The organism is Streptomyces sp. NPDC058289 (assembly GCF_042880975.1).
GTDB lineage: Bacteria > Actinomycetota > Actinomycetes > Streptomycetales > Streptomycetaceae > Streptomyces > Streptomyces stoeckheimensis.
In genome coordinates this window covers 99,947-123,228 of sequence record NZ_JBHVYI010000001.1, presented here as the reverse complement: position 1 = coordinate 123,228, position 23,282 = coordinate 99,947, and the positions used below count along the sequence as shown (strand labels likewise).

Below are 23,282 nucleotides of genomic sequence, written 5' to 3'. Positions count from 1 at the left end.
TTGACCTCACGTTCCCCGGCGTTCCTACTTTCGGTTTTGTGGATGTGAGGATCTTGAAAAGCAGCTTCGCGGTGGTGGAGAGACGGGCCGAGCATGCGGTCAAGTTCTTCTACTCCCACCTCTTCTGGCACAACCCCGGAGTCCGTGATCTCTTCCCGGCCTCCTTCGAAGACATGGAGCGACAGCGGGACCGGCTCTTCGCCGCGCTCACCCATGTGATCGCCCACCTGGAGAACGAGACGCTCGTCCCCTATCTACGCGACCTCGGCCGCGACCACCGCAAGTTCCTGGCGGGGCACGAGCACTACGCGGCCGTGGGCACCAGCCTCATCGCCGCGCTCGCCGAGGCCTCCGGGTCCGCCTGGCATCCCCAGGTCGAAAAGGCCTGGTCAGAGGCGTACCAGATGATCGCCGACGCGATGATGGCCGGCGCCGCCGCCAGCGACGATCCGCCCTGGTGGGACTCGGAAGTCGTACGCCACCTGTTGTACGGGGAGGACATCGGCGTCCTCACCCTCCGCCCGCACGTGCACTTCCCCCATCTCCCCGGCCAGTACACGAGCGTGAGCAGCAACCGGGTGCCGACCACCTGGCGCACGTACTCCCTGGGGAACGCCCCCCGCGCCGACGGGACGCTCGACCTGCACGTCAGCCGGATCGAGGGCGGCCGCCTCAGCACCGCCCTGATCCGCGAGACGCAGCCCGGGGACGTGCTGCGGCTCGGCGCCGCCGGCGGACAGATGACCTTCCGCCGCGAGGACCGCCCGGTCAGCTTCATAGCCGCCGGCACCGGCTGGGCCCCGGTCCGCGCGATGCTGGAGGACCTGGCGGAACACCCTCCCGATCAGGACGTGCGGCTCTTCGTGGTCGCACGGGACGCCGCGCACCTCTACGACCGCCCGCTCATCGACGCGTACGCGGACTCCCTCGACTGGCTGAGCGTCACCTACATCACCCCCGCCCCCGGCCAGCACCGCAACCAGGCCACCGACCGGCTGGCGACCGCGCTCAGCAACCGCGGGCTCTGGCCCGACCAGGACGTCTACCTGAGCGGTCCGCCGCAGTTCATCCGGGAGACCTCGTACCTCCTGGAGGGGCTCGGCGCACGTCCCGACCGGATCTTCTACGACTCCGTACCTGCCAGTGGCAAGAGCCAGGACGACGCGAGCCGCCCGATGGGCTTCGGCGAGTGGTTCCTGAACCGCCCCGACCCGCACTGGCACAACCCGTCCGGCCGCGCGCCCCGGGAGTATTGAGAACATCGCTGCCTGACGTCGTTGCGGGACCTCCCGCTGCTGAGGGCTACTCGCCGACGCCCTCGGCCGCACGGATCGCGTCCCGGTAGGTCCGGGCCGCTGCGCGCAGCGCGGTCTCGGGGTCGGTCCCCGCCGCCTCGGCGCGCGCCGCCAACTCCAGCAGTTCGTACCCGACCCCCTCCCCGCGGGGCAGGTCCACGGGTACCGCCCCCGCGCGGGCGCGACCCGCCAGCTTGGACGCGAGCGCGAGACCGGGCTGGCCGAGCGGGATCCCGTCGGTCACCGACTCCCGCTGCTTCTCCACCTGCTTGGTGCGCTGCCAGTGTGCGTTCACGTCCTCCGGGGTTTCCGCCGTGGCGTCGCCGAAGACGTGCGGGTGCCGGTGGATCAACTTCTCGACGAGGGCTCCCGCCACGTCGTCGATGGAGAACGCCTCGTCCTCTTCACCGGGTCCGCCCTCCTCCGCGATGCGCGCGTGGAAGACCACCTGGAGCAGGACGTCCCCGAGTTCCTCGCGCAGTTCCTCGCGGTCCCCGGCCTCGATCGCCTCGACCAGCTCGTAGGCCTCTTCGATGGCGTACTTCGCCAGTCCCTCGTGGGTCTGCTCCGAGGTCCAGGGGCATTCGCGCCGGACCCGGTCCATGACCTGGACGAGGTCGAGCAGGCGCGCGCCGGGCAGATCGTACGAGCCCGGCAGCAGCTCCAGGTCCGGTACGGCGACCCGGCCGGAGCCGGCGAAACGGGCCAGCCCGTCGGTGAGCCGCCGGTCTCCCTCACCGCTGAGCAGGACGACGACCGTGTGCCCGCCGGCGCACTCCTCGATCAGCGCCTGGGCGTCGGGGGCCTCCAGGGCGACCTCGACGCCCGCCTCGCGCAGGTAGGGGAGCTGGACGTGTCCCGGGTCGGCGCACAGCACCCGGTCCGCGGCCTGCAGGGTTTGCCAGGCCGGCCAGGACAGCATGCCGGGGGCCACCCGGTGGCTCGTGGTCAGCAGCACGATGCGGCCGGTGGGCTCGGAGGACACGTCGTCAGTCACCCTCCGAACCTACCTCCCCCGGCCTAGGCGCCGGTGGGGGGCTGCTCGGGCCGGGTGACCTGGGTGATCCAGGGGGTGGAGTGCTCGCCGAGGGTGACCCGCTGGGGGTCCCAGACGCCGTAGCGCGGGTTGACCTCGATGCCGAGCCCGGCCGCGGCCTTCGCGGCGGGCTCGGCGAGCTTGCCCTCGCCGTACTTGGCGTTCAGCTTCTCGAAGAGCACCTGGTCCCTTACCCAGCGCTCGATCTGGTCGGGGGCGACCGCGGCCTTCTGCAAGATCGCCTCCTCGAACGCCGCAGCCCCGCGGTTGCCCTCGTCGTAGGCCTTGCGGGCGTCCTGGAGCTCCTTGGGGGTGACGGTGATCCCGGCGTCCTTCGCCATCCGGTCGAGGATCCGGCTCTGCAGCATCGTGCTGAGCTTGACCCGGTCGAGCTGCGGGACGGCCGCGATGAGCTCGGCCGCGTGTTCGGAGCGGTTCTGTGCGGAGCGGACGTCGTTCACCTGGGCCTGGAGCGCGGAGGTGGTGATCCGTTCGCCGCCGATCACGGCCGCGGTGCCGGGGCGGGCTTCGCCCGAGCACGCGGACAGCAGAGGGGCCGCCAGGAGCAGGGCGGCGGAAACGGAGAGCGCTGTGCGACGGTGCAAAGGAGCCTCCAGGGCCGGGAGATTGTGCTTCGGTGCACAAGGGCCGTGCGGTGATCGATGTTATGCAGTCGAGGTGATCAGAGCCACCGGTTCGACCAACGATTCCGGGGGTGTTGGGGTTCGCGTCCACCGATGGCCACCCTTCGGCCCACCGGGAGTGCCAGGGTCGGCCCACCATGTCGACACCGCACCGCTCCCCGCGCCGCCCCGGTCTGCTCGGCTCGGCGCTCGCCGCCCTGGTCACGGTGGTGGCCGTGGGCGCCGGCGACGCCGTGGCGCGCGTCTTCCCGTACGGGCCCCGCCACCGCAGCATCAACGACCTCGGCAATCAGTTCGTGCCCTTCCACGCGCACCTGTGGGACCTGCTGCACGGACGCGCCGAGGGCGGGCTGCTGCTGAACTGGCAGTCCGGCTACGGGACCAGCTTCCTGCCCGACTTCGGGACCTACCTGACCAGCCCGTTCGCGGTCCTGGTGGGGCTGTTCCCGCGCCAGGACATCGACCTCGCGGTGTACGTGGTCACCGTGCTCAAGACGGCGGCCGCGGCGGCGGCGATGGCCTGGCTGCTGCGCACCCAGCGGCGCGGGCCGGTGTGGGCGGCGGGGCTGCTCGGGGCCTCGTACGCGCTGTGCGGCTGGTCGGTGATCGAGGCCTCGTACAACCCGATGTGGCTGGACGGGCTGATCGCCTTCCCGCTCCTGTGTCTGACGGGTGAGTGGGCGTTGCGCTCGCGCCGCCCGGCGGCGGCCGTGGTGGTGGTGGCGCTCTGCTGGACGGCGAACTTCTACACCGCCTACATGGCGACGCTGGGCGCGGTCCTGGTGCTGCTGGTCCGGCTGCTCCTCACCCGGGAGGGCGCGGCGGCTCGGCTACGGGTCCTGGTGCGGGCGGCGCTGACCACCGCGCTGGGCGTCGCCCTGTCGGCGCCGGTGCTCGTGCCCCTCTTCCTCAGCTCGAAGCAGGCCTACCCGGGGTGGTTCAAGCCCTTCGTGCCGGTGGCGACCGAGGACCTGCTGGCCCGGCTGCTGCCCGCCACCTACTCCTTCTCCTCCCCCGCCCTGTTCATCGGCACCGGGACCCTGCTGCTCGCGGCGGCCCTGCCCTTCCACCGGGCCGTGGCGGGGCGGGAGCGGCTGGTGTGGACGGGGCTCGTCCTGCTGGTGCTGCTGTCCTTCCAGTGGATGCCGACGCACCTGGCCTGGCACCTCTTCGCGACGCCCAACGGCAGCCCGTACCGGCAGACCTTCGTGCTGGCCGGGATCGTGGTGATGGCCGCCTGGGCGGGGCTGTCGGCCGGGCCGCCCGGGCCGTGGGCGCTGACGGGCGGCGCGGCGGTGCTGGCGGCCGTCCTGCTCGCGGCGAGCGGGAGCCGGCTCGCGACCCCGTGGGGACTCGCCCTCTTCGGCGGCGGCCTGGTGGTGGCGGGCGCGGCTTGGTGGGCGCTGCGCCACCCGCGCCTGGTCCTGCCCGCGGCGGCCGTGCTGGCGCTGGTCCTGCCGGCCCAGGCGTCGGCGACGACCGCGTACGGGCATAAGGGCAAGCTGGCGGGGCTGGACGACTACCCCGTCTGGGGCGCGGCCCACTCGGCGCGCGCCGGGGCCCTGGCGGGAACCGAGGGCTGGCCCGCGTACCGCACGGACGCCGGGCGGCCGGCGCTGACCGGCAACGACCCGATGCTGCTGGGCGGGGAGGGCGGCGCGTACTACAGCAGCCACACCCCGGACCTGTTCACACGGACCATGGCGGCCCTGGGCGCGGGCTGGACCTCGCGCGGCCGCAACGTGCAGAGCCTCGACAATCCCGTGACGGACGCCGTGTTCTCCGTCGGCGCCCGGCTGCGGCCCGACGGCACGGTCGCGCGGGCCGAGGTCCCGCCGCTGGTCACCGTACGCCCGCCGGGTGCGGAACCCGCCTACGGGGCCTCGCCCTTCGCCAACCAGGAGCTCCTGCTGGGCGCGCGGGTGTACGAGGACCCGCTCTCCCCCGGGGTCTGCCGGGCCGGGACGGAGGCCTTCCTGTGGGCCCCGGAGTACAACGGCACGGCCCGCCGCGCGGACGGCCCGCCCTTCCGCCTGAACGCCAACCCGCCCCGCAACAGGGCCGCCCTCCAGCCTCTGGGGGTCTCGCACGGCCCTGCCTCGGTGCTGGTCTTCGAGCAGGCGGCTCCGGCGCACTGGCAGCTGTCCTGCCTGGACCGCTCCCTGCTGACCTCGGCCGTCGCCCGACTGCGCGCCACGGCGGCGGTGTCCGTACGGGTCGGCTCCTCGGGCGTCCGCGCCGTGCTCCCGCCGGGCAGCACGGGCACGGCGGTGCTCTCCGCCCCCGCGATCGCGGGCTGGACCTGCAACGGCCGCCCGGCCGCCGGCCGGCTGGGCCTGATCGCGGTCCCGCTGGACGGCCGCACCACCAGTCTCAGCTGCACCTTCCGGCCCCCCGGCCTCATCCCGGGGGCGGCGGTCGCGGTGGCGGCCCTGCTGCTCCTGGCGGCCCTGCTGGGTCTGCCCGGCCGGCCCGGCCCGCTCGCGGCGGGCGGGCGGCGTCGGCGGACCTGCCCCGGCCGGAGCGTCAGCGGACCTGGCCCAGCCAGAGCAGGGTGCGGCGGACCTCCTCGGTGAAGGGGTGGTTCGGGCCGTGCAGGCGTTCCGCGTCGAAGAGGAGGCGCGCCAGGGTGTCGTGGGCCGCCGGACGGTCGCCGAGGGAGAGCAGCAGGTGCGCTATGCGGCGGCGGACCTCCAGCGGGAGGCCCGGGTCCGGGTTCGCGTAGTGGTTCTCGAAGAGCGGCAGCAGCGCGCGGTACTCGGCGAGGGCGGCCGCCGGTTCGCCGAGCTGTTCCAGGCACTGGGCCGCGTCGTAGCGGAAGCGCAGGGACTGCGGGTCGCCGGCCGGGAACTCCTCCGCGAGCCGGCGCAGTTCGGGCAGGGCGCGCCGGTACTGGCCGTCGTCCATCAGCGTGGCCGCGTACTGCTTGCGCAGGGAGCGGACCACCGGCGAGTGCGCGCCGTGCTGCTCGGCCGCCGCCGGGAGGATGCCGCCGAGGATGTCCACGGCTTGAGTGAGCCTGCCCTGGTCGAGGAGCTTCTTGGCCTCCTCGACGGCCGCCGGGACGTCCGGCCTCGGCGGCGGGGGCGGAGTCGCGGGCCGGGGCGGGATCACGGTGGCGCGGTCGGGCCAGGGGGCTTGCGGGCGCAGGAAGGGGCGGGTCGGGTCGAGGGGGCCGGTGGGGGCGCCCGAGCCGTGGTGGGGCAGCAGCGGCGCGAGGGCCGCGTACACCGCCTGCGCGGAGGCGGGGCGGTCCTGCGGGTCCTTGGCCAGCAGGTGCAGGAGTACGGCTTCCAGCTGCTGCGGGACCTCGGGACGCAACTGGCGCACCGGGAGCGGGGGTTCGTACAGGTGGCGGTGGAGCACCCCGAGCGCGGTGGAGCCGGCGAAGGGGACGTTGCCGGACAGCAGCTCGTACAGGACCACGCCGAGCGCGTAGAGGTCGGTGTGCGGGCCGACGGCCCCGCCCATGGCCTGCTCGGGGGCCATGTACGCGGGGCTGCCGATCGGCGAACCGGTGCTGGTGAGGCGGGTGGTGTCGGTGTCCATCACGGAGGCGACACCGAGGTCGAGGACCAGCACGGTCCCGTCGGGGCGGACCATGACGTTGCGCGGCTTCAGGTCCCGGTGCACGATCGGCACCGCGTGCACGGCCGACAGCACCGAGCACAGCTGCGCGATCACCGAGACCGCCCACGGCCACGGATAGGGATCGTGCTCGGCGAGGTGGTCGGCGAGGTCGGCGCCCTCCACGTACTGCATGACGAGGTACAGCTCGTCGCCGTCGCTGCCCGCGTCGTGCACGGTGACCAGCCCGGGGTGGTCGACCTGAGCCGTGACCCGGCATTCGCGCACGAAGCGGCGGCGCAGCTCCTCGGCCACGGAGCCGGGGCCGGCCACCTTGTCGGGGCGCAGCAGTTTGACCGCGACGCGGCGGTCCAGGCGCCGGTCGTACGCCGTCCACACCTGGCCCATGCCGCCCTGGCCCAGGATGGTGGCGAGCTGGTAGCGGTCACCGATGAGCCGGTCCGTCACGGGCGGGGGTCCTCGTTGTGGGGCGGCTGCTGGCGGCGCAGGAGCTCGCTGAGCTCGTCGAGTTCGGCGCGGACCTGCCCGATGCGCGGGGGCGCCGTCGGGGCGGGCGCGGACTCGGGGGCCTGCTGCGGGGCGGGCTGGGCCACCGGCGGGTATCCGTAGGCGGGCCCGGCCGGCTGCTGGGGCGGTACGTAGGGGGAGGCGGGCGGCGGGTACCAGCCGGCCGCGGCGGGCCCGGCCTTGAGCGCCTCGAAGTGCCGGATCTCGGCGACGAGGTAGTAGATGCACACCGCGAGGCCGTTCAGGAGCGTGCCGAAGGCCCCCACGTCGCTCTGCCAGCCGCTGACGTCCTCGGTCGGGTCCGCGCCGATCAGTGCCAGCGACACCACCTCGGCCACGCCGGAGGCCCCGAGCAGCCACCAGTCCCGGGGTTTGCGGGTGATCAGAGCGAGCCGCAGCATCGTCCCCCAGGCGAGGAACCCGCAGCTCAGGATCGGCAGCAGCGCGAACAGCACGCGGAGCGCCACCACGCTCCCGGTGGTGGGCTGGTGTCCGTGGGGCGGCGGGGTGCCGGGGCCGTGCATCGCTGCTCCTGACGGGCCGTGCGGAGAAAGGGCGGAGAAAGGGCGGAAGGGCGAAGAAGTGCGGAGGATTCCGGGTCAGAGCGTATACAGCGTTCCCGGCCGGGAGTGAGGGGATGCGCTCAACCGTTGTACGGTCGCAGCCCCGGGCGGTCCGCCGCCCTCATTCCGGCCGGACCGTGCCGTCCGACAATCCGTCGTACAGCCCCTGTACGAGCTGCTCCCCGAGCCGGGCGGCCAGCCTCAGGGCGTCCTCGAACTCGGCCAGCGCCCGGAACCGCGCCCCGTAGACCTCCTGCTCGCTCCGTGGCAGCCGGGGCAGTTCGAGGCGGCGCACGTCGAGCCGGGTCGTGGTGGAGGCGTGGCTGCTGGCGCGACGGTTGTTGGCGGTGGCGCGCAGGAACCCGGCCAGGAACCAGGGGTCCAGCGCGCCCTGATCGGGCCGCAGCAGTTGCAGGCCACGGCCGAGCGCCGCCCCGGCGGTGGCCGCGTCGACCACGCGGGCCACTCCGGCGCCTCCGGCGAGGGGGACGACCACGTCACCGGGTGCGGTCAGCAGCGGCTGCTCCGCGGCGGCGGCCAGGGTGCCGGAGGGCCCGGTGCCGGCGCTCACGTCGTACTCGGTCAGCACGGGGGCCCGACCCGCTCCGCTGCCCGTGCCCGTGTAGAGGAGCAGGGCTCCGGCGCGGGCGAGTTCGCCGACGGTGGTCAGCGGCAGCCGGGCGGGCGCGGCGGCGGGCCGGTCCGGGGAGGCGGCGGGCGGGGCGGGCGGGGTGAGCCGGGTCGCGCGGGTCAGCGTCGAGTCCAGCCGGTCCCGTACGGCGGTCAGCTCGGCCAGGCCGCCGCCCGCGGCGGGCGGCGGCAGGTGGCGGGCCGGGGTCAGGTCCACATCGTCGTCGAGCAGGTCCACGACGGGCACCACGCGGCGCACGCCCGGCACGTCCGGGGCCGGGCCGCCGCGCTCGTACGCCGTCCAGGCCTCCTCCACCGCGCTGTGCACGGCGGCCCACCCGGCCCGCCCCGGCCCCGGTCCCTGCCCGGGCCCGTCGGCGAGAGCGGCGGTGTCCACGAGGAGCAGTCCCGAGGGGGGCGCCGCGTGCGGGGCGGGCCTGCGCAGCACCCACAGGTGCAGCGGGATCCCGTACGGCGGAGCGGCGCCGGCCGGGAGGGCGACGACGGCCCGCAGCGCGCCCCGGCGCAGCAGGTCGGCCCGGATCCGGCGGCCGGAGCGGCGGGCGGCGGCGGCGGGCGGCATGAGCAGGACGGCGGTGCCGCCGTCGCGCAGGTGGGCCAGGGCGTGCTGGACCCAGGCGAGTTCGGATTCCGCGCGGGCCGGCAGTCCGTATTCCCAGCGCGGGTCGTAGGCCAGCTCCTCGTGGCCCCAGTCGCGTTCGTTGAACGGCGGGTGGCAGAGCACGGCGTCGACCGGTTCGGCGACGGGCCGCGCGAAGGCGTCGGCGCGCAGGCTGTCGGCGGCGGCGGCGCGGACCGGGGCGTCCGACTGCAGAGCGAGGCGCAGGGCGGCGAGGGAGGCGAGCTCGGGCGAACTGTCCTGTGCGTAGCGGGTGGTGGCCCCGGGGAGGGCCCGCAGCAGGCTGCCGGTGCCGCAGGCCGGGTCCAGGACCGTGAAGGGCGCGGCGCCGGCCGCTCCGGTGGAGCCGGTGCTCGCGCCGGAGGCGGGGCCGGCGAGGGCGGCCATGAGGAGGGCGAGGCCGTCCGGAGTGAGCGTGTACTGGCGGGGGTTGGCTTCGAGGTGGCGGCCGAGCAGGAACTCGAAGGCTCCCCTGGTGCCGAGTTCGGCGGCGAGCTCGGCCGCGGCCCGCAGGAAGGGCACCGCGGCGGGCACCAGGTGGGCGGTGGCTCCGAGCGGGTGCGCCGGCCCGAACCGCAGGGCGAGCACCCGGTCGAGGGCGGGCGCCAGCAGGGTGGCCATCCGCTCGTCGGAGACGGCCGCGGCCTCCAGCCACTCCATGGGCCGGTCGCGTACGAGGAGCAGCGCGCTCCCGGCTTTGACGAGCGCGGCCACGGAGCCGCCGGGGTGGGCGGTGACGTACTGCCAGACGCGCTCGCGCAGCGGGACTTCGGCGAGCTTTCCCTGGACCCGGAGCCAGTCGGTGACCTCCGCCAACGCGAAGGAGGGGCTGGTCTCGGTGCCGCCGACGGGGCGGGGGAAGTCGGCGTGGCGGCGGCGCCAGTTGCTCACGGCGGCGCGGCCGACTCCGGCCAGGCGGGAGATCTCCGCGGCGGTGACCTCGGGGACGACTTCGGGGTCGACTTCGGGGGTGGCGACTTCGGGGGATTCGCGGGCTTCGGGGGCGATAGGGGCTGTGGGGGCGGCTGGGGTGGCTGGGGCCTCGGTGGGGGGCTTCTGCTCCGGCATGTGCGCGAGCATACCGCCGCAAAGAGGAGAGACCCATTCACAGCGTGAATTTAACAATCCATCAAAAACTCGTTGACTCGGTTCACAGGCCCTGCTGGGATGATCACACCGAACAGACCGTCAGGTTAGGCAGGAGCCACACGCATGTCCCGTACCACGCGCACCAGCTGGATCGCCCGCACCCCCGGGAAGCAGGTCCTGGCGGGCTACGCCGCGGCCATCGCCCTCGTGACGCTCAGCGCATGCAGCGGCGCGGACACCACCGCCGACAAGGGTGCCGACGCGGCCGCCTCGAAGCCGGCGGCGGCGGCGAGCAGCGCCCCGACCCCCGACGCGGGCAAGGCGAAGTCGGCCATCAAGGGCAGCGGCACCTTCCAGGTCGGCTCCGACGTCCGGCCGGGCCTCTACCGCTCGACGGGCAACAAGGCCGACGACAACTGCTACTGGGAGCGCGCCAAGGACTCCAAGGGCGAGGCGGAGTCGCTCATCGACAACGCCAACGCCGTGGGCTCCACGTACGTGGCCATCGCCGCCACCGACAAGATCTTCAAGACCGAGGGCTGCAAGGGCTGGGAGCTCGTGGACCCGAAGGCCACGGGCACTCCGAAGGCCGAGATGTCCGGCAAGGCCGGCATGCTCAAGGTCGGCGTCGACGTCGCCCCGGGCACCTACAAGTCCGCAGGCTCCACCGAAGACGGCACCGGCTGCTACTGGGAGCGCACCAAGGACGCGTCCGGCAGCGTCGACACGATCATCGCGAACGAGAACCCCGAGGGCCAGGCCGTCGTGACGATCGAGGCCGGTGACGGCTTCTTCACGACCGTCGACTGCCAGGACTGGAAGAAGGCCTGATCGAAGGCCTGATGCAGGGGGTGGTCCGGGCCCGACCCAACGGGTGGCCCAGGGCCTGATGCAGGGGGGTGGTCCGGGCCGGACCCGCAGGGCGGCCCGGGACCCGACCCGGGGGTGGATCAGCGCAGCCGTTCCGGCGGGCGGGTGGGGTTGCCCCCGGTCGGCAGGCGCTCCCCGGGGCAGCCGGTCAGCACGCGCTTCATCGCGTCGCGCTCGCCGGCCGTGACCCACAGACCGTACTTCTGCTTGACCGCGATCTGGGCCGCGACATAGCGGCAGCGGTACCCGCGGTCGGGCGGAAGCCAGGTGGCCGCGTCGCCGTCCCCCTTCTTGCGGTTGGCCGCGGCATCGACCGCGAGCAGGTTCAGCGGATCGTTGGCGAAGGCGATCCGCTTGCCCTTGTCCCAGCCTCCGGCCCCCTTCTGCCAGGCGTCGGAGAGGGCCACGATGTGGTCGATGTCCACGCCGGTGCGGCCCCGTTCGTGCGTGATGCGGGCCCCGGTGTAGGGGTCCTTCTCCAGCACCCCGGTCAGCACCGTGCAGCCGTCCTTGAAGGTGGTCCGTGCCAGGTCCCGCTTGAGGATGTCCTCGCGGGTCCCGCAGCCGCTGCCGTCCGTGTCCACCCAGCCCTTGCCGAACTGCTCGCGCGCGTACCCGGTCTTCGGCGCCCGCCCCTTGACCGCGAGCCCGTCCACCGAGGCCAGGGCCACCGGCCCGTTGGCCGGTCCGGGGGCGTTCGCACCGGCACCGGCGCCGGGTTCGGGGAGCACCGTACAGCCGGAGAGCGCGACGGCCGAGGCGAGCAGGAGGGCGGGAAACAGCAGGTGGGGACGCATAGGACAAGATCATAAACTCCATGCGTTTACGGGACGTACCGACCCTCCAGCGAGCGAACCGCACCAAACGGGCGTAGCGTCGCAAACGGGATCACGGAAGGAGCCCGAGCATGGGGATTTTCGACAGGTTCAAGGACAAGGGCAAGGACATCTCCGACAACCTCGAGCAAGAGGTCAACGAGAAGACCGGCAACAAGTACGCCGACCAAGTCGACAAGGCACAGCAGCAGATGGAAGAGAAGCTCGGCATCGACGACGACCCGAACAAGTAACCCAGCGGGAACGCGAACGGCCGCGACCGGGGACCGGAAGGTCCCCACCGCGGCCGTCGCCGTGCCCACGAACGCCGTGCCCACGAACGCCGTGCCCACGAACGCCGCGCCTACGAGCGCTGCACCTACGAGCCGAGGATCGTGGCGAGGAACTCCCCGGTCCAGCCCAGCAGTTCCCGGCCGACCAGCGGCTTCCCGCCCACCCGGGCGGTCTTCGGCCGCGGCACCAGCACCTGCGAGGCGGCCGGCTTGATCACCGAGCCCGGGTAGAGCCGCTTCAGCCGCAGCTCCTGCGATTCGCGCAACTCCACCGGCCCGAAGCGGATGTTGGGCCCCTGGAGGGTGATGTCACCGACCCCGCAGGCGCGGGCGAGCATCCGCAGTCCGGCCACCAGCAGCAGGTTCTCCACCGGCTCCGGCAGCTTGCCGTAGCGGTCGGTGAGCTCCTCGCGGACCGCCTTGACGTCCTCCTCGGAGTTGGCCGCCGCGATGGACCGGTACGCCTGGAGGCGCAGCCGCTCGCCCGGCGCGTAGTCGTGCGGGACGTGCGCGTCGACCGGCAGCTCGATCTTGACCTCGAGCGGCGGCTCCTCCTCTACCCCTCCGTCCACGGCCGACCGGTAGTCCGCCACGGCCTCGCCGACCATCCGGATGTAGAGGTCGAAGCCGACGCCGGCGATGTGGCCGGACTGCTCGCCGCCGAGCAGGTTGCCCGCGCCGCGGATCTCCAGGTCCTTCATCGCCACGTACATGCCCGCGCCCATCTCGGTGTGCTGGGCGATCGTCGCGAGCCGCTCGTGCGCGGTCTCGGTCAGCGGCTTCTCCGGCGGGTAGAGGAAGTACGCGTACCCGCGCTCGCGGCCACGGCCCACGCGGCCGCGCAGCTGGTGGAGCTGGGAGAGGCCGAAGTTGTCGCCGCGCTCGACGATGAGGGTGTTGGCGTTGGAGATGTCGATGCCGGATTCGACGATCGTCGTCGAGACCAGGACGTCGAACTTCTTCTCCCAGAAGTCCACCACGACCTGTTCCAGGGCCTGTTCCGACATCTGGCCGTGCGCCGTCGCGATGCGCGCCTCGGGCACGATCTCGCGGAGCTTGGCGGCCGCCCGGTCGATGGACTCGACCCGGTTGTGGATGTAGAAGCACTGCCCCTCGCGGAGCAGCTCGCGGCGGATCGCGGCGCCGATCTGCTTCTCCTCGTAGGGGCCGACGAAGGTCAGGACCGGGTGGCGCTCCTCGGGCGGGGTGGTGATCGTGGACATCTCGCGGATGCCGGTCACCGCCATCTCCAGGGTGCGCGGGATGGGGGTCGCGGACATCGTCAGCACGTCGACGTTGGCGCGCAGCTTCTTGAGCTGCTCCTTGTGCTCGACGCCGAACCGCTGCTCCTCATCGACGATGACCAGGCCCAGGTCCTTGAACTTGGTCTCCTGCGAGAACAGCCGGTGCGTGCCGATGACGATGTCGACGGAGCCCTCGCGCAGGCCCTCCAGGGTCGCCTTGGACTCGGTGTCGCTCTGGAAGCGGGACAGCGCCTTCACCTTGACCGGGAACTGCGCGTACCGCTCGGAGAAGGTTCCGAAGTGCTGCTGCACCAGCAGCGTGGTCGGGACGAGGACGGCGACCTGCTTGCCGTCCTGGACCGCCTTGAAGGCCGCTCGCACGGCAATCTCGGTCTTCCCGTAGCCGACGTCTCCGCAGATCAGGCGGTCCATGGGGACCGACTTCTCCATGTCCTCCTTGACCTCGGCGATGGTGGTGAGCTGGTCGGGGGTCTCCACGTACGGGAAGGCGTCCTCCAGCTCGCGCTGCCAGGGGGTGTCCGGGCCGAAGGTGTGGCCGGGGGCCGCCATGCGGGCGCTGTAGAGCTTGATGAGGTCGGCGGCGATCTCCTTGACCGCCTTCTTGGCGCGCGCCTTGGTCTTGGTCCAGTCGGCGCCGCCGAGCCGGTGCAGGGTCGGGGCCTCGCCGCCGACGTACTTGGTGACCTGCTCCAGCTGGTCGGTGGGGATGTAGAGGCGGTCGCCGGGCTGGCCGCGCTTGGCCGGCGCGTACTCGACGAGCAGGTACTCGCGGGTGGCGCCCTGCACGGTGCGCTGCACCATCTCGATGTAGCGGCCGACGCCGTGCTGCTCGTGGACGATGTAGTCGCCGACCTCCAGGGTGAGGGGGTCGATCGTCTTGCGGCGCCGGGTCGGCATCCGGCCGAGGTCCTTGGTGGCGGTGCGCTGGCCGGTGAGGTCGGTCTCGGTGAGGACGGCGAGCTTGAGGGCCGGGTCGACGAAGCCGTTGTCGAGGGAGCCGCACGAGACGTGGACCAGTGAGGGCTCCAGGACGCTGACGTCCGCTTCCAGGCGGGCCGCGATGCCCTCGCCGCCGAGCACCTCGACGGTACGGGCGGCCGGGCCGTGGCCCTCGGTCAGGAAGACGGTGCGCCAGCCGTCGGCGAGCCAGGCCTTGGTGTCGGCGAGCGCGCGGTCGGTGTCGCCGCGGTAGGCCTCGGGGGCGTGCATGCCGAGGGTGAGGGTGTCGCCGTGGACCGCGGCGTCTTCGTCGGCGGCGAACGGGGACACCGACCACCACATCATGCCGAGCTCGCGCGCGTGGTCCCGTACGTCCGCGATCCCGCGGAGGGAGGCCGCGCCCACGTCGATGGGGGCCTCGCCACCGCCGGCGGTGGCGGCCCAGGAGGCCATCAGGAACTCCTGCGAGGTCGCCACCAGGTCGGAGGCGCGCGTGCGGACCCGCTCCGGGTCGCACACGACGGCCATCGACCCGGCGGGCAGTACGTCGATCAGCAGCTCCATGTCGTCGACCAGGACCGGGGCCAGGGACTCCATGCCCTCGACGGCGATCCCCTCGGCGATCTTGTGAAGCAGTTCGCCGAGCTCGGGGTGGAGCTCGGCGAGGGCCGCGGCGCGTTCGCGCACCTGGTCGGTGAGGAGCAGCTCCCGGCAGGGCGGGGCCCACAGGCCGTGCTCGGCGATCTCCAGGGAGCGCTGGTCGGCGACCTTGAAGTAACGGATCTCCTCGACCTCGTCGCCCCAGAACTCCACGCGCAGCGGGTGCTCCTCGGTCGGCGGGAACACGTCGAGGATGCCGCCGCGCACCGCGAACTCGCCGCGCTTCTCGACGAGCTCCACACGGGCGTACGCGGCCGCGGCGAGTGCCTGCGTCACCGCGCCGAGGTCCACGCTCTCGCCCTGGCGCAGGCTCACCGGGACCAGGTCCCCGAGCCCCTTGACCTGCGGCTGGAGCACGGAGCGGATCGGCGCGACGACCACGGAGACCGGCCCGGCGGCGGGGTCGTCCTTGCTCGGGTGCGCGAGCCGGCGCAGGACGGCGATCCGGCGGCCCACGGTGTCGCTGCGCGGGCTCAGCCGTTCGTGCGGCAGCGTCTCCCAGGAGGGGTACTCCGCCACCTCGTCGGGGTTGAGCATCGAGCGCAGCGCGGCGGCCAGGTCCTCCGCCTCCCGCCCGGTGGCGGTCACCGCGAGCACGGTGCGCCCGGTACGGGCGGCCAGCGCGGCGATGGCGAAGGGCCGCGCGGCCGCCGGGCCGACGAGGTCCACGTGCATGCGGTTGCCGTCCCCGGCCGCGGTGACCGCCTCGGCGAGTGCGGGGTCCCGGGTGACGGCGTCGAGCAGTCCGTGCAAGCTCATGAAGGCGGCTTTCCATCCGATGAGGTGCGGCGAGTTCCCGCGAGGCGGCAACGCGAAGGACCCGACACGTCGAACGGGCCGGGGGTTCCCACCCTACGACGCGGGTCCGACAGCCGCGCGTGGGATTCGGGCCGCCCGTGGTGGTGGCGGCGCGGCACCCGGTCCGCTCCCGAACGACCCCGGCCCCGCCCCACCCGAACGGGTGAGGCGGGGCCGGGACTCCCCCGAACGACCGACCGGCGATTACTCGCTGGCGATCGCGTTCAGTACGTTCATCCGGCCCGCCCGGAAGGCGGGGACCAGTGCGGCCAGCAGGCCGACCAGGGCGGAGCCGGCGAACACGCCGAGGATGGTGGGCCACGGGATCTCGAGGATCTTCATGCCCTCCAGTGCGAGGAGCTGGTGGGCGGTGGCGCCCCAGCCCATGCCCAGGCCGAGGCCCAGCAGGGCGCCGAAGAGGGCGATGACCACCGACTCCAGGCGGATCATGCGGCGCAGCTGGCGGCGGGAGAGGCCGATGGCGCGCATCAGGCCGATCTCGCGGGTGCGCTCGACCACCGAGAGGGCCAGGGTGTTCACCACGCCCAGGACCGCGACGATGATCGCGAGGGCGAGGAGGGCGTAGACCACGTTCAGGAGCTGGCCGACCTGGTCCTTCAGCGCCTGCTTGTAGTCCGTCTGGTTGAGCACCTGGTACTGCGGGTACTCGGCCAGCGCCGACTTGACCGCCGCGTAGGCGGCGTCGTCCTGGCCGTCCTTCGCGGTGGCCAGCACCATGAAGGGCCGGGGCATCTTGTCGGCGGGCAGGTTCGCCTCGGCGACGGCGGTGCTGACGTACTTCATGCCCTTGTCGAGGTTGCCCTCGTCGCTGGTGATCGCCGCGACCTTGAGCTTGGCGGTCTTGCCGCCGGTGAAGGCGACCGTCAGCTCGTCACCGAGCTTGACCTGGTGCTTGGTGGCGTATTCGGAGCCCACCGACATCGAGCCCGGCTTGTACGCGTCCGCGTGCTCGCCGGCGGTCGTCTTGCGACGGACGTCCTGGGCGTAGGTGGGGTCCTGGACCCCGAGGCCGTCGTTCTCGGTGGTGCCGTCGGGGGCGGTGATCTTGGCGTCGACCTCCCGGTAGGCGGTGACGTGCGCCAGGCCCTGGGTCTTGCGCAGTGCTTCCTCGGCCTGCGGTACGACCGGCTGCCCGGTCTGGGACTGGACGATGAAGTCCGCGCCGACCGACTTGTCGAGCTCGTCGGTGGCCGAGGCCACCATGGAGGAGCCGACCACCGACAGGCAGGCGACCAGCGCGAGGCCGATCATCAGCGCGGCGGCGGTGGCACCGGTGCGGCGCGGGTTGCGCAGCGCGTTGCGCTCGGCGAGGCGGCCTATGGAGCCGAAGGGCCGCAGCACCGGGGCGGACAGGGCCCGGACCACGACGCCCGCGAGGAGCGGGCCGATCACGATGAACCCGATGAGGGTGAACAGCACGCCCAGACCCAGCCACTGCGCTCCGGTCCCGGCGGCGTCGGCGCTGCCGGCGAGGTACAGGGCCGCGGCGCCGATGCCGGTGAGGCCCAGGCCCAGGGCGGCACGGATCCGGCCCGCCTTCTTGTCGCCGGGGGTTCCGGACTCGCGCAGGGCGGCCATCGGGGAGACCTTGCCGGCCCGGCGGGCCGGTATGAAGGCGGAGACGACGGTCACGACGACGCCGAGGACGATGCCGATGACCGGGGTGGTCCAGGCGATGGTCAGGTCCTCGGTGGACAGGCTCATGCCGAGCTGGCTCATCAGCTGCATCAGGCCGACGGCCAGGCCGACGCCGGCGGCGACGCCGAGGATCGAGCCGACCACGCCGAGCAGCAGTGCCTCGATGACCACCGACTTGAGGACCTGGCCGCTGTCGGCGCCGATGGCCCGCATCAGGCCGATCTCCCGGGTGCGCTGGGCGACCAGCATCGAGAAGGTGTTGAAGATCAGGAAGATCCCGACGAGGAAGGCGATCGCGGCGAAGCCGAGCATCACCCACTTCATGATGTCGAGGAAGTCCATGTTCTTGCGGTTGTCGTCCGCGGCTTCCTTGGCGGTCTGCAGCTTGTAGGTGTCGGCGCCGAGGGCGGAGGCGACGTTCTGCTTGAGCTGGGCGTCGCTCACCCCGTCCTTGGCGGTGACGTTCACGTGGGTGAAGGCGTCCGGGGCACCGAGCAGCTTCTGCTGCGAGGTGGCGGTGTCGAAGTAGACGACGGTCGCACCCGGGTTGGTCACGGTGAAGGCGGCGATACCGGTGATCTTGGAGCGGATGTCGCCGGTGACGGCGATGGTGCGGATGTCGTCACCGAGCTTGAGGTGGTGCTTCTTCGCCGTGTCGCTGTCGATCATCACGTCGGTGGGGCCGCGCGGGGCCTGCCCCTCGATGATCTTCATCGACCGCAGTTCGTTCTCGGTCCAGTTGCCCGCGAAGGTCGGGGCTCCCGTGGTCGAGCCGAGGTTCTCGTTCTTGGAGTTGACGACGGTGACCGCCATCGAGGACACGCCGCCCTCTGCGGACCGCACGCCCTCGGCCTTCTTCACCTGCTCGACGACCGAGCCGGGCAGCGCCTGCGGCTTGCCGGTGTCGGGGGTCTCCCCGCTGTTCTCGGCCGCCTTCGGGGTGATCGTGACATTGGCGTTGGTGACCGCGAACAGCTTGTCGAAGGTGGTGTTCATGGTGTCCGTGAACACCAGGGTCCCGCAGACGAAGGCGACGGAGAGCAAGACGGCCACGGCGGAGAGCGCCATGCGCCCCTTGTGCGCGAAGAAGTTGCGCCGCGCGGTCTTCATGACGGTCATGACGTCCGCCCACGGGCGTCGAAGTCCTTCATGCGGTCCAGGACCTGGTCCGCGGTGGGCGTGTGCATCTCGTCGACGATGCGGCCGTCGGCGAGGAAGATGACGCGGTCCGCGTAGGAGGCGGCGACCGGGTCGTGGGTGACCATGACGATGGTCTGGCCCAGCTCGTTCACCGAACGGCGCAGGAAGCCGAGGACCTCCGCGCCGGCCCGGGAGTCGAGGTTTCCGGTGGGCTCGTCGCCGAAGATGATCTGGGGCCGGGAGGCCAGGGCGCGGGCGACCGCCACGCGCTGCTGCTGGCCGCCGGAGAGCTCGGTCGGACGGTGCTTGAGCCGACCCGCCAGACCCACGGTCTCCACGACCCGGTTCAGCCACTCGGCGTCGGCCTTGCGGCCGGCGATGTCCATGGGGAGCGTGATGTTCTCCAGGGCGTTGAGCGTCGGCAGCAGGTTGAAGGCCTGGAAGATGAAGCCGATCCGGTCGCGGCGCAGCTGCGTGAGCTTCTTGTCCTTCAGCCCGGTGATCTCGGTGTCGTCCAGGAAGATCTGCCCGCTGGTGACCGTGTCCAGACCGGCCAGGCAGTGCATGAGCGTGGACTTGCCGGAGCCAGAGGGCCCCATGATCGCGGTGAACTGGCCGCGGTGGATGTCCACGTCCACCGCGTCGAGGGCGACGACCCGCGTCTCGCCGGAGCCGTAGGCCTTGACGACCTTCCGCGCCCGCGCCGCGACGGCCTCATGCCCTCCAGTGCCCCCGTGCCTGGTTTCGGTCATAGCCGTTGTCACGGTGTTTCCCCTCGTTCTGTATGCGTCTGGTCGTCGGTTCGTGCGCTGTGATGCGCTTCATTCGAAGTCTGTCGGGCGGGGTGCCGCGGCGCGCTGGTGCCAATCGCCGTATCCATAGGGGTGCTAGCCCTACCCCCCGGACTCCCGCCCTGTAGACACCAGTTAAGGACCCCCGCGGCCTTTCCTCCTCCTCCCCCGGGACGAAGCGTCCCTGGACCCTTATGAGGACCAACCCCTAGGGGATCTCGCCCGTTGGGACGAGGCGCCCTCGGGGGATACCACCCCGTAATGGCGCAGTGAGAAGGTGTTCGCGCAGGTACGCACGGGGGGAAGGGTTTTTCATGGGCTCAGGGGAGAGCACGGGCGCGAGTACCGACGACAGTGCCGGTGGCATACCCGAGGACGACCAGGCCGGATCCGGAGGTCAAGCCTCCGCCAAGGCGGGCGCGGATACCGGTACGGGCGCGGGCGCGGGTACGAGCACGGGCGCGGGTACGAGCGCGGGCGCGGGTACGAGCACGCGTACGCGGGCGGCATCCGCACCCGGGCGGCCCCGTAAGGCCGTCGTCGCCTCCCTGATGCTGACCATGGGCCTCGTCGCCCTCGACGGCGCCATCGTCGCCACCGCCGTCCCGCAGATCGTCGGCGACCTCGGCGGCTTCGCCGTCTTCTCCTGGATCTTCTCGGGTTACATCCTGGCCGGAACGGTCACCCTGCCCGTCTACGGCAAGCTCTCCGACACCTACGGCCGCAAGCCCGTCCTGCTCCTCGGCATCAGCCTCTTCCTGCTCGGCTCCCTGCTGTGCGCGGCCGCCTGGAACATGGCCGCCCTCATCGCCTTCCGGATCCTCCAGGGCCTGGGCGGCGGTGCCCTGCAGGGCACCGTCCAGACCCTGGCCGCCGATCTCTACCCCCTCAAGGACCGGCCGCGCATCCAGTCCCGGATGTCCGTGGTCTGGGCCGGCTCGGCGCTGGCCGGCCCCGCGCTCGGCGGGCTGATCGCCTCGTACACCGACTGGCGCTGGATCTTCCTGCTCAACCTGCCGCTGGCCGCCGCCGCCCTGTGGATCATCAGCCGCCACCTGGTCGAGCCCACCCGGCCCCCCGGCCGTACCGGTCCCGTCGACTGGCCGGGAGCCGTGGCCGTCTTCGCCTGCGGGGGGCTGCTGCTCTTCGCGCTGGTGCAGGGCGGAGTCGCCTGGCCCTGGCTGTCGGCGCCCTCGCTGGTCCTGCTCGGAGCCGCCGCGGCGCTGGGCGCGCTCGTCGTCTGGATCGAACGCCGGGCCGAGCAGCCCATCCTGCCCGGCTGGGTGTGGCGCCGGCGCACCATCGCCGCCGTCAACCTGGCCATGGCCGGGCTCGGCCTGCTGATGGTCGCCCCGATGCTGTTCATGCCGACGTACGCCCAGTCCGTCCTGGGCCTCGGCCCCACCGGCGCCGGCCTGGTCGCCTCCGCGATGACCCTGAGCTGGCCGATCAGCGCCGCCCTCGCCCAGCACGTCTACCGGCGCATCGGCTTCCGCAACACCGCCGCCACCGGGGTCGGGCTGGCCGCCCTGATCCTCGGCTCCTTCGCCCTGCTCCCCTACCCCGCCCCGACCTGGCAGCCGGTGCTGATCATGCTGCTGCTGGGCGCGGCCCTCGGACTCTTCCAGCTCCCGCTGATCGTCGGGGTCCAGTCCACGGTGGGCTGGGAGGAGCGCGGAACCACGACGGCCTCGGTGCTGTTCTGCCGCAACGTCGGGCAGAGCGTCGGCGCGGCGCTGCTGGGGGCCGTCGCCAACGCCACCATCGCCTCCCGGCTGTCACAGTCCCCGGTGCCCGGGCTCCCCTCGAACCTGGACGACGTGTCCAGGGCCCTGACCCACCCCGGCCTCCTTCCCCCGGAGGCCGCCGAGTACCTGCGCCGGGCGGTGGCCGCCGCCGGGGACCACATCTTCCTCGGCGCGAGCCTGGCGGCGGCCGCGTCGGCCCTGGTGCTGCTGCTGGTGGCGCCGCGCCGGTTCCCGGTGCTGCCGGAGCAGCGGGAGGGATGAGGGCGGCGGGCGTGCGGGCGGCAGGGGTACGGGCGGCAGGGGTACGGGCGGCCGCGGCGGGGATGGCGCGAAAGGGATCCCGCGGAGGGACCGGGAATTTGTCATGCTCGGGCTGATTCGGTAACCCTCTGCGGAGACGCCGCACTTCCGGGGGGACCACACATGACGTCCGCGCTCTTCGCACTCGCCTTACTCGCCGCCCTGGCGGGCCCGATCGTCCTGCGCCTGCTCCGCCACCCCGGGTTCGTCACCGGCCGCGACGGGCGCCTCTCCACCTCGACCACGCTCGCCCTGGCCTGGACGGTGATCCTGCTCTGGCTGCTCCTGACGACCCTCGGCTACGGACTCACCGCGGGCGGCGGCGTCGACTGGTTCCAGGGACCCGAGGAGCCCCTGTCCTCCCTGACGACCGTCTACCTCCCGCTGCTCGGTGGCCCGTACGCCGCCCTCATCGCGGCGAAGGCGGTGGTCGGCATGCGGGTGGAGCGGGGCTCCATGGCCAAACCGGCGCCGAAGGGCACGAAGCGGCGCCCGATGCACGACCTGATCTCGAACGACGGCGGGCGGACCGACCTGGTCGACCTGCAGTACGTCGCCCTGAGCGCGGTCACGATGCTGTACGTGGTGGCGTTCTTCCTGACGGACGTGGGCGGCGGGCTGCCGAAGCTGCCTGCGGAGATGTGGGCGCTGACCGGGGCGCCGGCCGGGGCCTACCTCCTGAACAAGGTGGCGGTGCGGGGGAACCCGGTGATCACGAGGGTGTCCGTGACGGACGGTCTCCTGACGGTCGAGGGCGGCGGCTTCGGGGACAACCCGCGGGTCGAGCTGGACGGCACCGCCCTCCCGACGACCGTCACCCCGTCGGGAGCCCTGTCGGCCGCCCTCCCCGAGGCGGCGCCGCCCGCCTTCACCGTGGTGGTCACCACCCACGGCCTGCGCAGCGACCCGGCCCCCTACGGCCCCCCGTCTGACCAGCCGTCCTGACGGATCCGCTGCGCGGGGCGAAGTCCCCCGGTCCTCGAACGCCGGACGGCTGGATTGGCCGGGCGCGGCCTGTACGTGCGGGCCGGCACCAGCCGAAATCCAGTCCCTCCGGCGTTTGAGGAGCGGGGGTCCGGGGAGCTGGTCCCCGGGAACGGCGGCGCGCGTAGCCGACCGGGTCAGCCCTCCGCCGGGGCGCGGCCCGTCAGGGCGGCCAGGCTGGAGCGGACGTGGTTCATGTGGGCCCGCATCTCGTCCTGGGACTCCCCGTGCTCCCGAAGGATCCGCTCCGTCTCCCGCCCGACCCGCTCCTCCCGCACCCGCGCCTCCGCGATCAGCTCCGCCGCCTTCGCCTCCGCGTCCTCCTGGCCGTGCCGGGCGGTCTCCTGGGCCTGCGCGAACGCCCGCTTCGCCTCCGCCAGCCGGGATTCCGCGTACCGCTCCAGCTCCGCGTGCCGGGACTCCAACTCCGCCTCCCGCGCCGCCAGCTCCCGCTCCGCCGCGTCCCAGCGCTCCGCGTGTTCCTGCTCGCGCTCCGCGAGCAGCGCGTCCGCCCGGCGGGCCGTGTCCGCCAGCGCCGCCTGCGCCTCCGCCCGCCAGGCCTCCGCGTCGTCCCGCGCCCCGGTCCGCGCGTCGTCCGCCTCGCGCCCCGCACGCAGCAGTGCCTGCCGGGCCCGGACCTCGGTCTGCTCGCGCACCGCCTCCGCGTCGCCGCGCGCCAGCTCCGTCACCCGGTCGGCGTGCGCCTCGGCGGCGCCCGCCGTCGCCAGCGCGTCCGCCCGCGCCTCGCCCCGTAGGGTCTCGGACTCCTCCTCGGCCAGCAGCAGGATCCGGCGGGCGCGCTCGCCGAGCTCCTCGTACGTCTGCGGGGCCAGTCCGGAGACCTCCACGCGCAGCCGCTCCGCCTCCGCCTCCATCTGCTTGGCCAGCACGGTCAGCCGGGCCACCCGCTCCCAGGCATCGTCCCGGCTCCCCGACAGCCGGGCGAGGTACCGGTCCACCTCTTCCGCCCGGTAGCCACGGCCACGCACGGTCGTAAAGGGTGCACTCATCCTGGAAGCGCCTCTCTC

General features: G+C 72.9%; 16 protein-coding genes. 6 read left to right on the top strand and 10 right to left on the bottom strand.

Annotation, left to right across the window (positions count from 1 at the left end; all coding sequences use genetic code 11):
* The first annotated feature begins 44 nt into the window (after positions 1 to 44).
* Positions 45 to 1,256: a globin domain-containing protein gene (locus ACFVX6_RS00535; RefSeq protein ID WP_389686440.1), complete on the top strand. Its 1,212-nt coding sequence runs from the start codon at positions 45 to 47 to the stop codon at positions 1,254 to 1,256.
* 46 nt (positions 1,257 to 1,302) lie between these two features.
* Here the strand turns inward: ACFVX6_RS00535 and ACFVX6_RS00530 are convergent, their stop codons facing one another.
* Both ACFVX6_RS00530 and ACFVX6_RS00525 read right to left on the bottom strand, forming a co-directional pair.
* Positions 1,303 to 2,292, bottom strand: coding sequence for a nucleoside triphosphate pyrophosphohydrolase (locus ACFVX6_RS00530; RefSeq protein ID WP_389686438.1), 990 nt, complete (start codon positions 2,290 to 2,292; stop codon positions 1,303 to 1,305).
* Between the two features lie 23 nt (positions 2,293 to 2,315).
* On the bottom strand, positions 2,316 to 2,936 hold the full coding sequence (locus ACFVX6_RS00525; protein WP_389686436.1) for a SurA N-terminal domain-containing protein: 621 nt from the start codon (positions 2,934 to 2,936) through the stop codon (positions 2,316 to 2,318).
* Positions 2,937 to 3,112: 176 nt separating this feature from the next.
* On the opposite strand from ACFVX6_RS00525, the gene ACFVX6_RS00520 reads away from it, so the two are divergent.
* Complete coding sequence (locus ACFVX6_RS00520; protein WP_389686433.1) at positions 3,113 to 5,551, top strand: YfhO family protein; 2,439 nt, start codon at positions 3,113 to 3,115, stop codon at positions 5,549 to 5,551.
* On the opposite strand, the gene ACFVX6_RS00515 is transcribed toward ACFVX6_RS00520, so the two are convergent.
* From ACFVX6_RS00515 to ACFVX6_RS00505, 3 genes are all read right to left on the bottom strand, one after another.
* Entirely contained in the window at positions 5,502 to 7,010 is a 1,509-nt protein-coding gene (locus ACFVX6_RS00515) for a protein kinase (protein ID WP_389686431.1), read from the bottom strand. The two genes, ACFVX6_RS00520 and ACFVX6_RS00515, sit on opposite strands and share 50 nt — an antisense overlap.
* Positions 7,007 to 7,594, bottom strand: a complete 588-nt coding sequence (locus ACFVX6_RS00510) for a hypothetical protein (protein WP_389686429.1) — start codon at positions 7,592 to 7,594, stop codon at positions 7,007 to 7,009. The genes ACFVX6_RS00515 and ACFVX6_RS00510 overlap by 4 nt, the downstream gene beginning before the upstream one ends.
* Before the next feature lie 160 nt (positions 7,595 to 7,754).
* Positions 7,755 to 9,971, bottom strand: coding sequence for an N-6 DNA methylase (locus tag ACFVX6_RS00505; protein WP_389686427.1), 2,217 nt, complete (start codon positions 9,969 to 9,971; stop codon positions 7,755 to 7,757).
* Between the two features lie 144 nt (positions 9,972 to 10,115).
* On the opposite strand from ACFVX6_RS00505, the gene ACFVX6_RS00500 reads away from it, so the two are divergent.
* On the top strand, positions 10,116 to 10,823 hold the full coding sequence (locus ACFVX6_RS00500) for a hypothetical protein (RefSeq protein ID WP_389686425.1): 708 nt from the start codon (positions 10,116 to 10,118) through the stop codon (positions 10,821 to 10,823).
* Between the two features lie 119 nt (positions 10,824 to 10,942).
* Here the strand turns inward: ACFVX6_RS00500 and ACFVX6_RS00495 are convergent, their stop codons facing one another.
* Positions 10,943 to 11,659 (bottom strand): HNH endonuclease family protein, encoded by a 717-nt coding sequence (locus ACFVX6_RS00495; RefSeq protein WP_389686423.1) that lies wholly within the window; start codon positions 11,657 to 11,659, stop codon positions 10,943 to 10,945.
* Positions 11,660 to 11,769: 110 nt separating this feature from the next.
* Here ACFVX6_RS00495 and ACFVX6_RS00490 point away from each other — a divergent pair, with 110 nt between their 5' ends.
* Positions 11,770 to 11,931, top strand: coding sequence for an Rv0909 family putative TA system antitoxin (locus ACFVX6_RS00490; RefSeq protein WP_250737350.1), 162 nt, complete (start codon positions 11,770 to 11,772; stop codon positions 11,929 to 11,931).
* A gap of 125 nt (positions 11,932 to 12,056) precedes the next feature.
* Here ACFVX6_RS00490 and mfd read toward each other — a convergent pair whose 3' ends face one another.
* The 3 genes from mfd to ACFVX6_RS00475 all read right to left on the bottom strand — a co-directional run bounded on the left by mfd (position 12,057) and on the right by ACFVX6_RS00475 (position 19,183).
* Positions 12,057 to 15,593 (bottom strand): transcription-repair coupling factor, encoded by a 3,537-nt coding sequence (gene mfd / locus ACFVX6_RS00485; protein WP_389686421.1) that lies wholly within the window; start codon positions 15,591 to 15,593, stop codon positions 12,057 to 12,059.
* 243 nt (positions 15,594 to 15,836) lie between these two features.
* Positions 15,837 to 18,410, bottom strand: coding sequence for an ABC transporter permease (locus ACFVX6_RS00480; protein WP_389686419.1), 2,574 nt, complete (start codon positions 18,408 to 18,410; stop codon positions 15,837 to 15,839).
* A complete protein-coding gene (locus ACFVX6_RS00475) occupies positions 18,407 to 19,183 on the bottom strand; it encodes an ABC transporter ATP-binding protein (protein WP_382756123.1) in 777 nt (258 codons plus the stop codon). Before ACFVX6_RS00475 ends, ACFVX6_RS00480 begins: the two co-directional genes overlap by 4 nt.
* A 353-nt stretch (positions 19,184 to 19,536) precedes the next feature.
* Here ACFVX6_RS00475 and ACFVX6_RS00470 point away from each other — a divergent pair, with 353 nt between their 5' ends.
* Together ACFVX6_RS00470 and ACFVX6_RS00465 are read left to right on the top strand one after the other, a co-directional pair.
* Complete coding sequence (locus ACFVX6_RS00470; RefSeq protein ID WP_389686417.1) at positions 19,537 to 21,231, top strand: MFS transporter; 1,695 nt, start codon at positions 19,537 to 19,539, stop codon at positions 21,229 to 21,231.
* Positions 21,232 to 21,393: 162 nt separating this feature from the next.
* Positions 21,394 to 22,215, top strand: coding sequence for a hypothetical protein (locus ACFVX6_RS00465; RefSeq protein WP_389686415.1), 822 nt, complete (start codon positions 21,394 to 21,396; stop codon positions 22,213 to 22,215).
* Positions 22,216 to 22,391: 176 nt separating this feature from the next.
* Here ACFVX6_RS00465 and ACFVX6_RS00460 read toward each other — a convergent pair whose 3' ends face one another.
* Complete coding sequence (locus ACFVX6_RS00460) at positions 22,392 to 23,264, bottom strand: DivIVA domain-containing protein (protein WP_389686413.1); 873 nt, start codon at positions 23,262 to 23,264, stop codon at positions 22,392 to 22,394.
* Between the last annotated feature and the right edge of the window lie 18 nt (positions 23,265 to 23,282).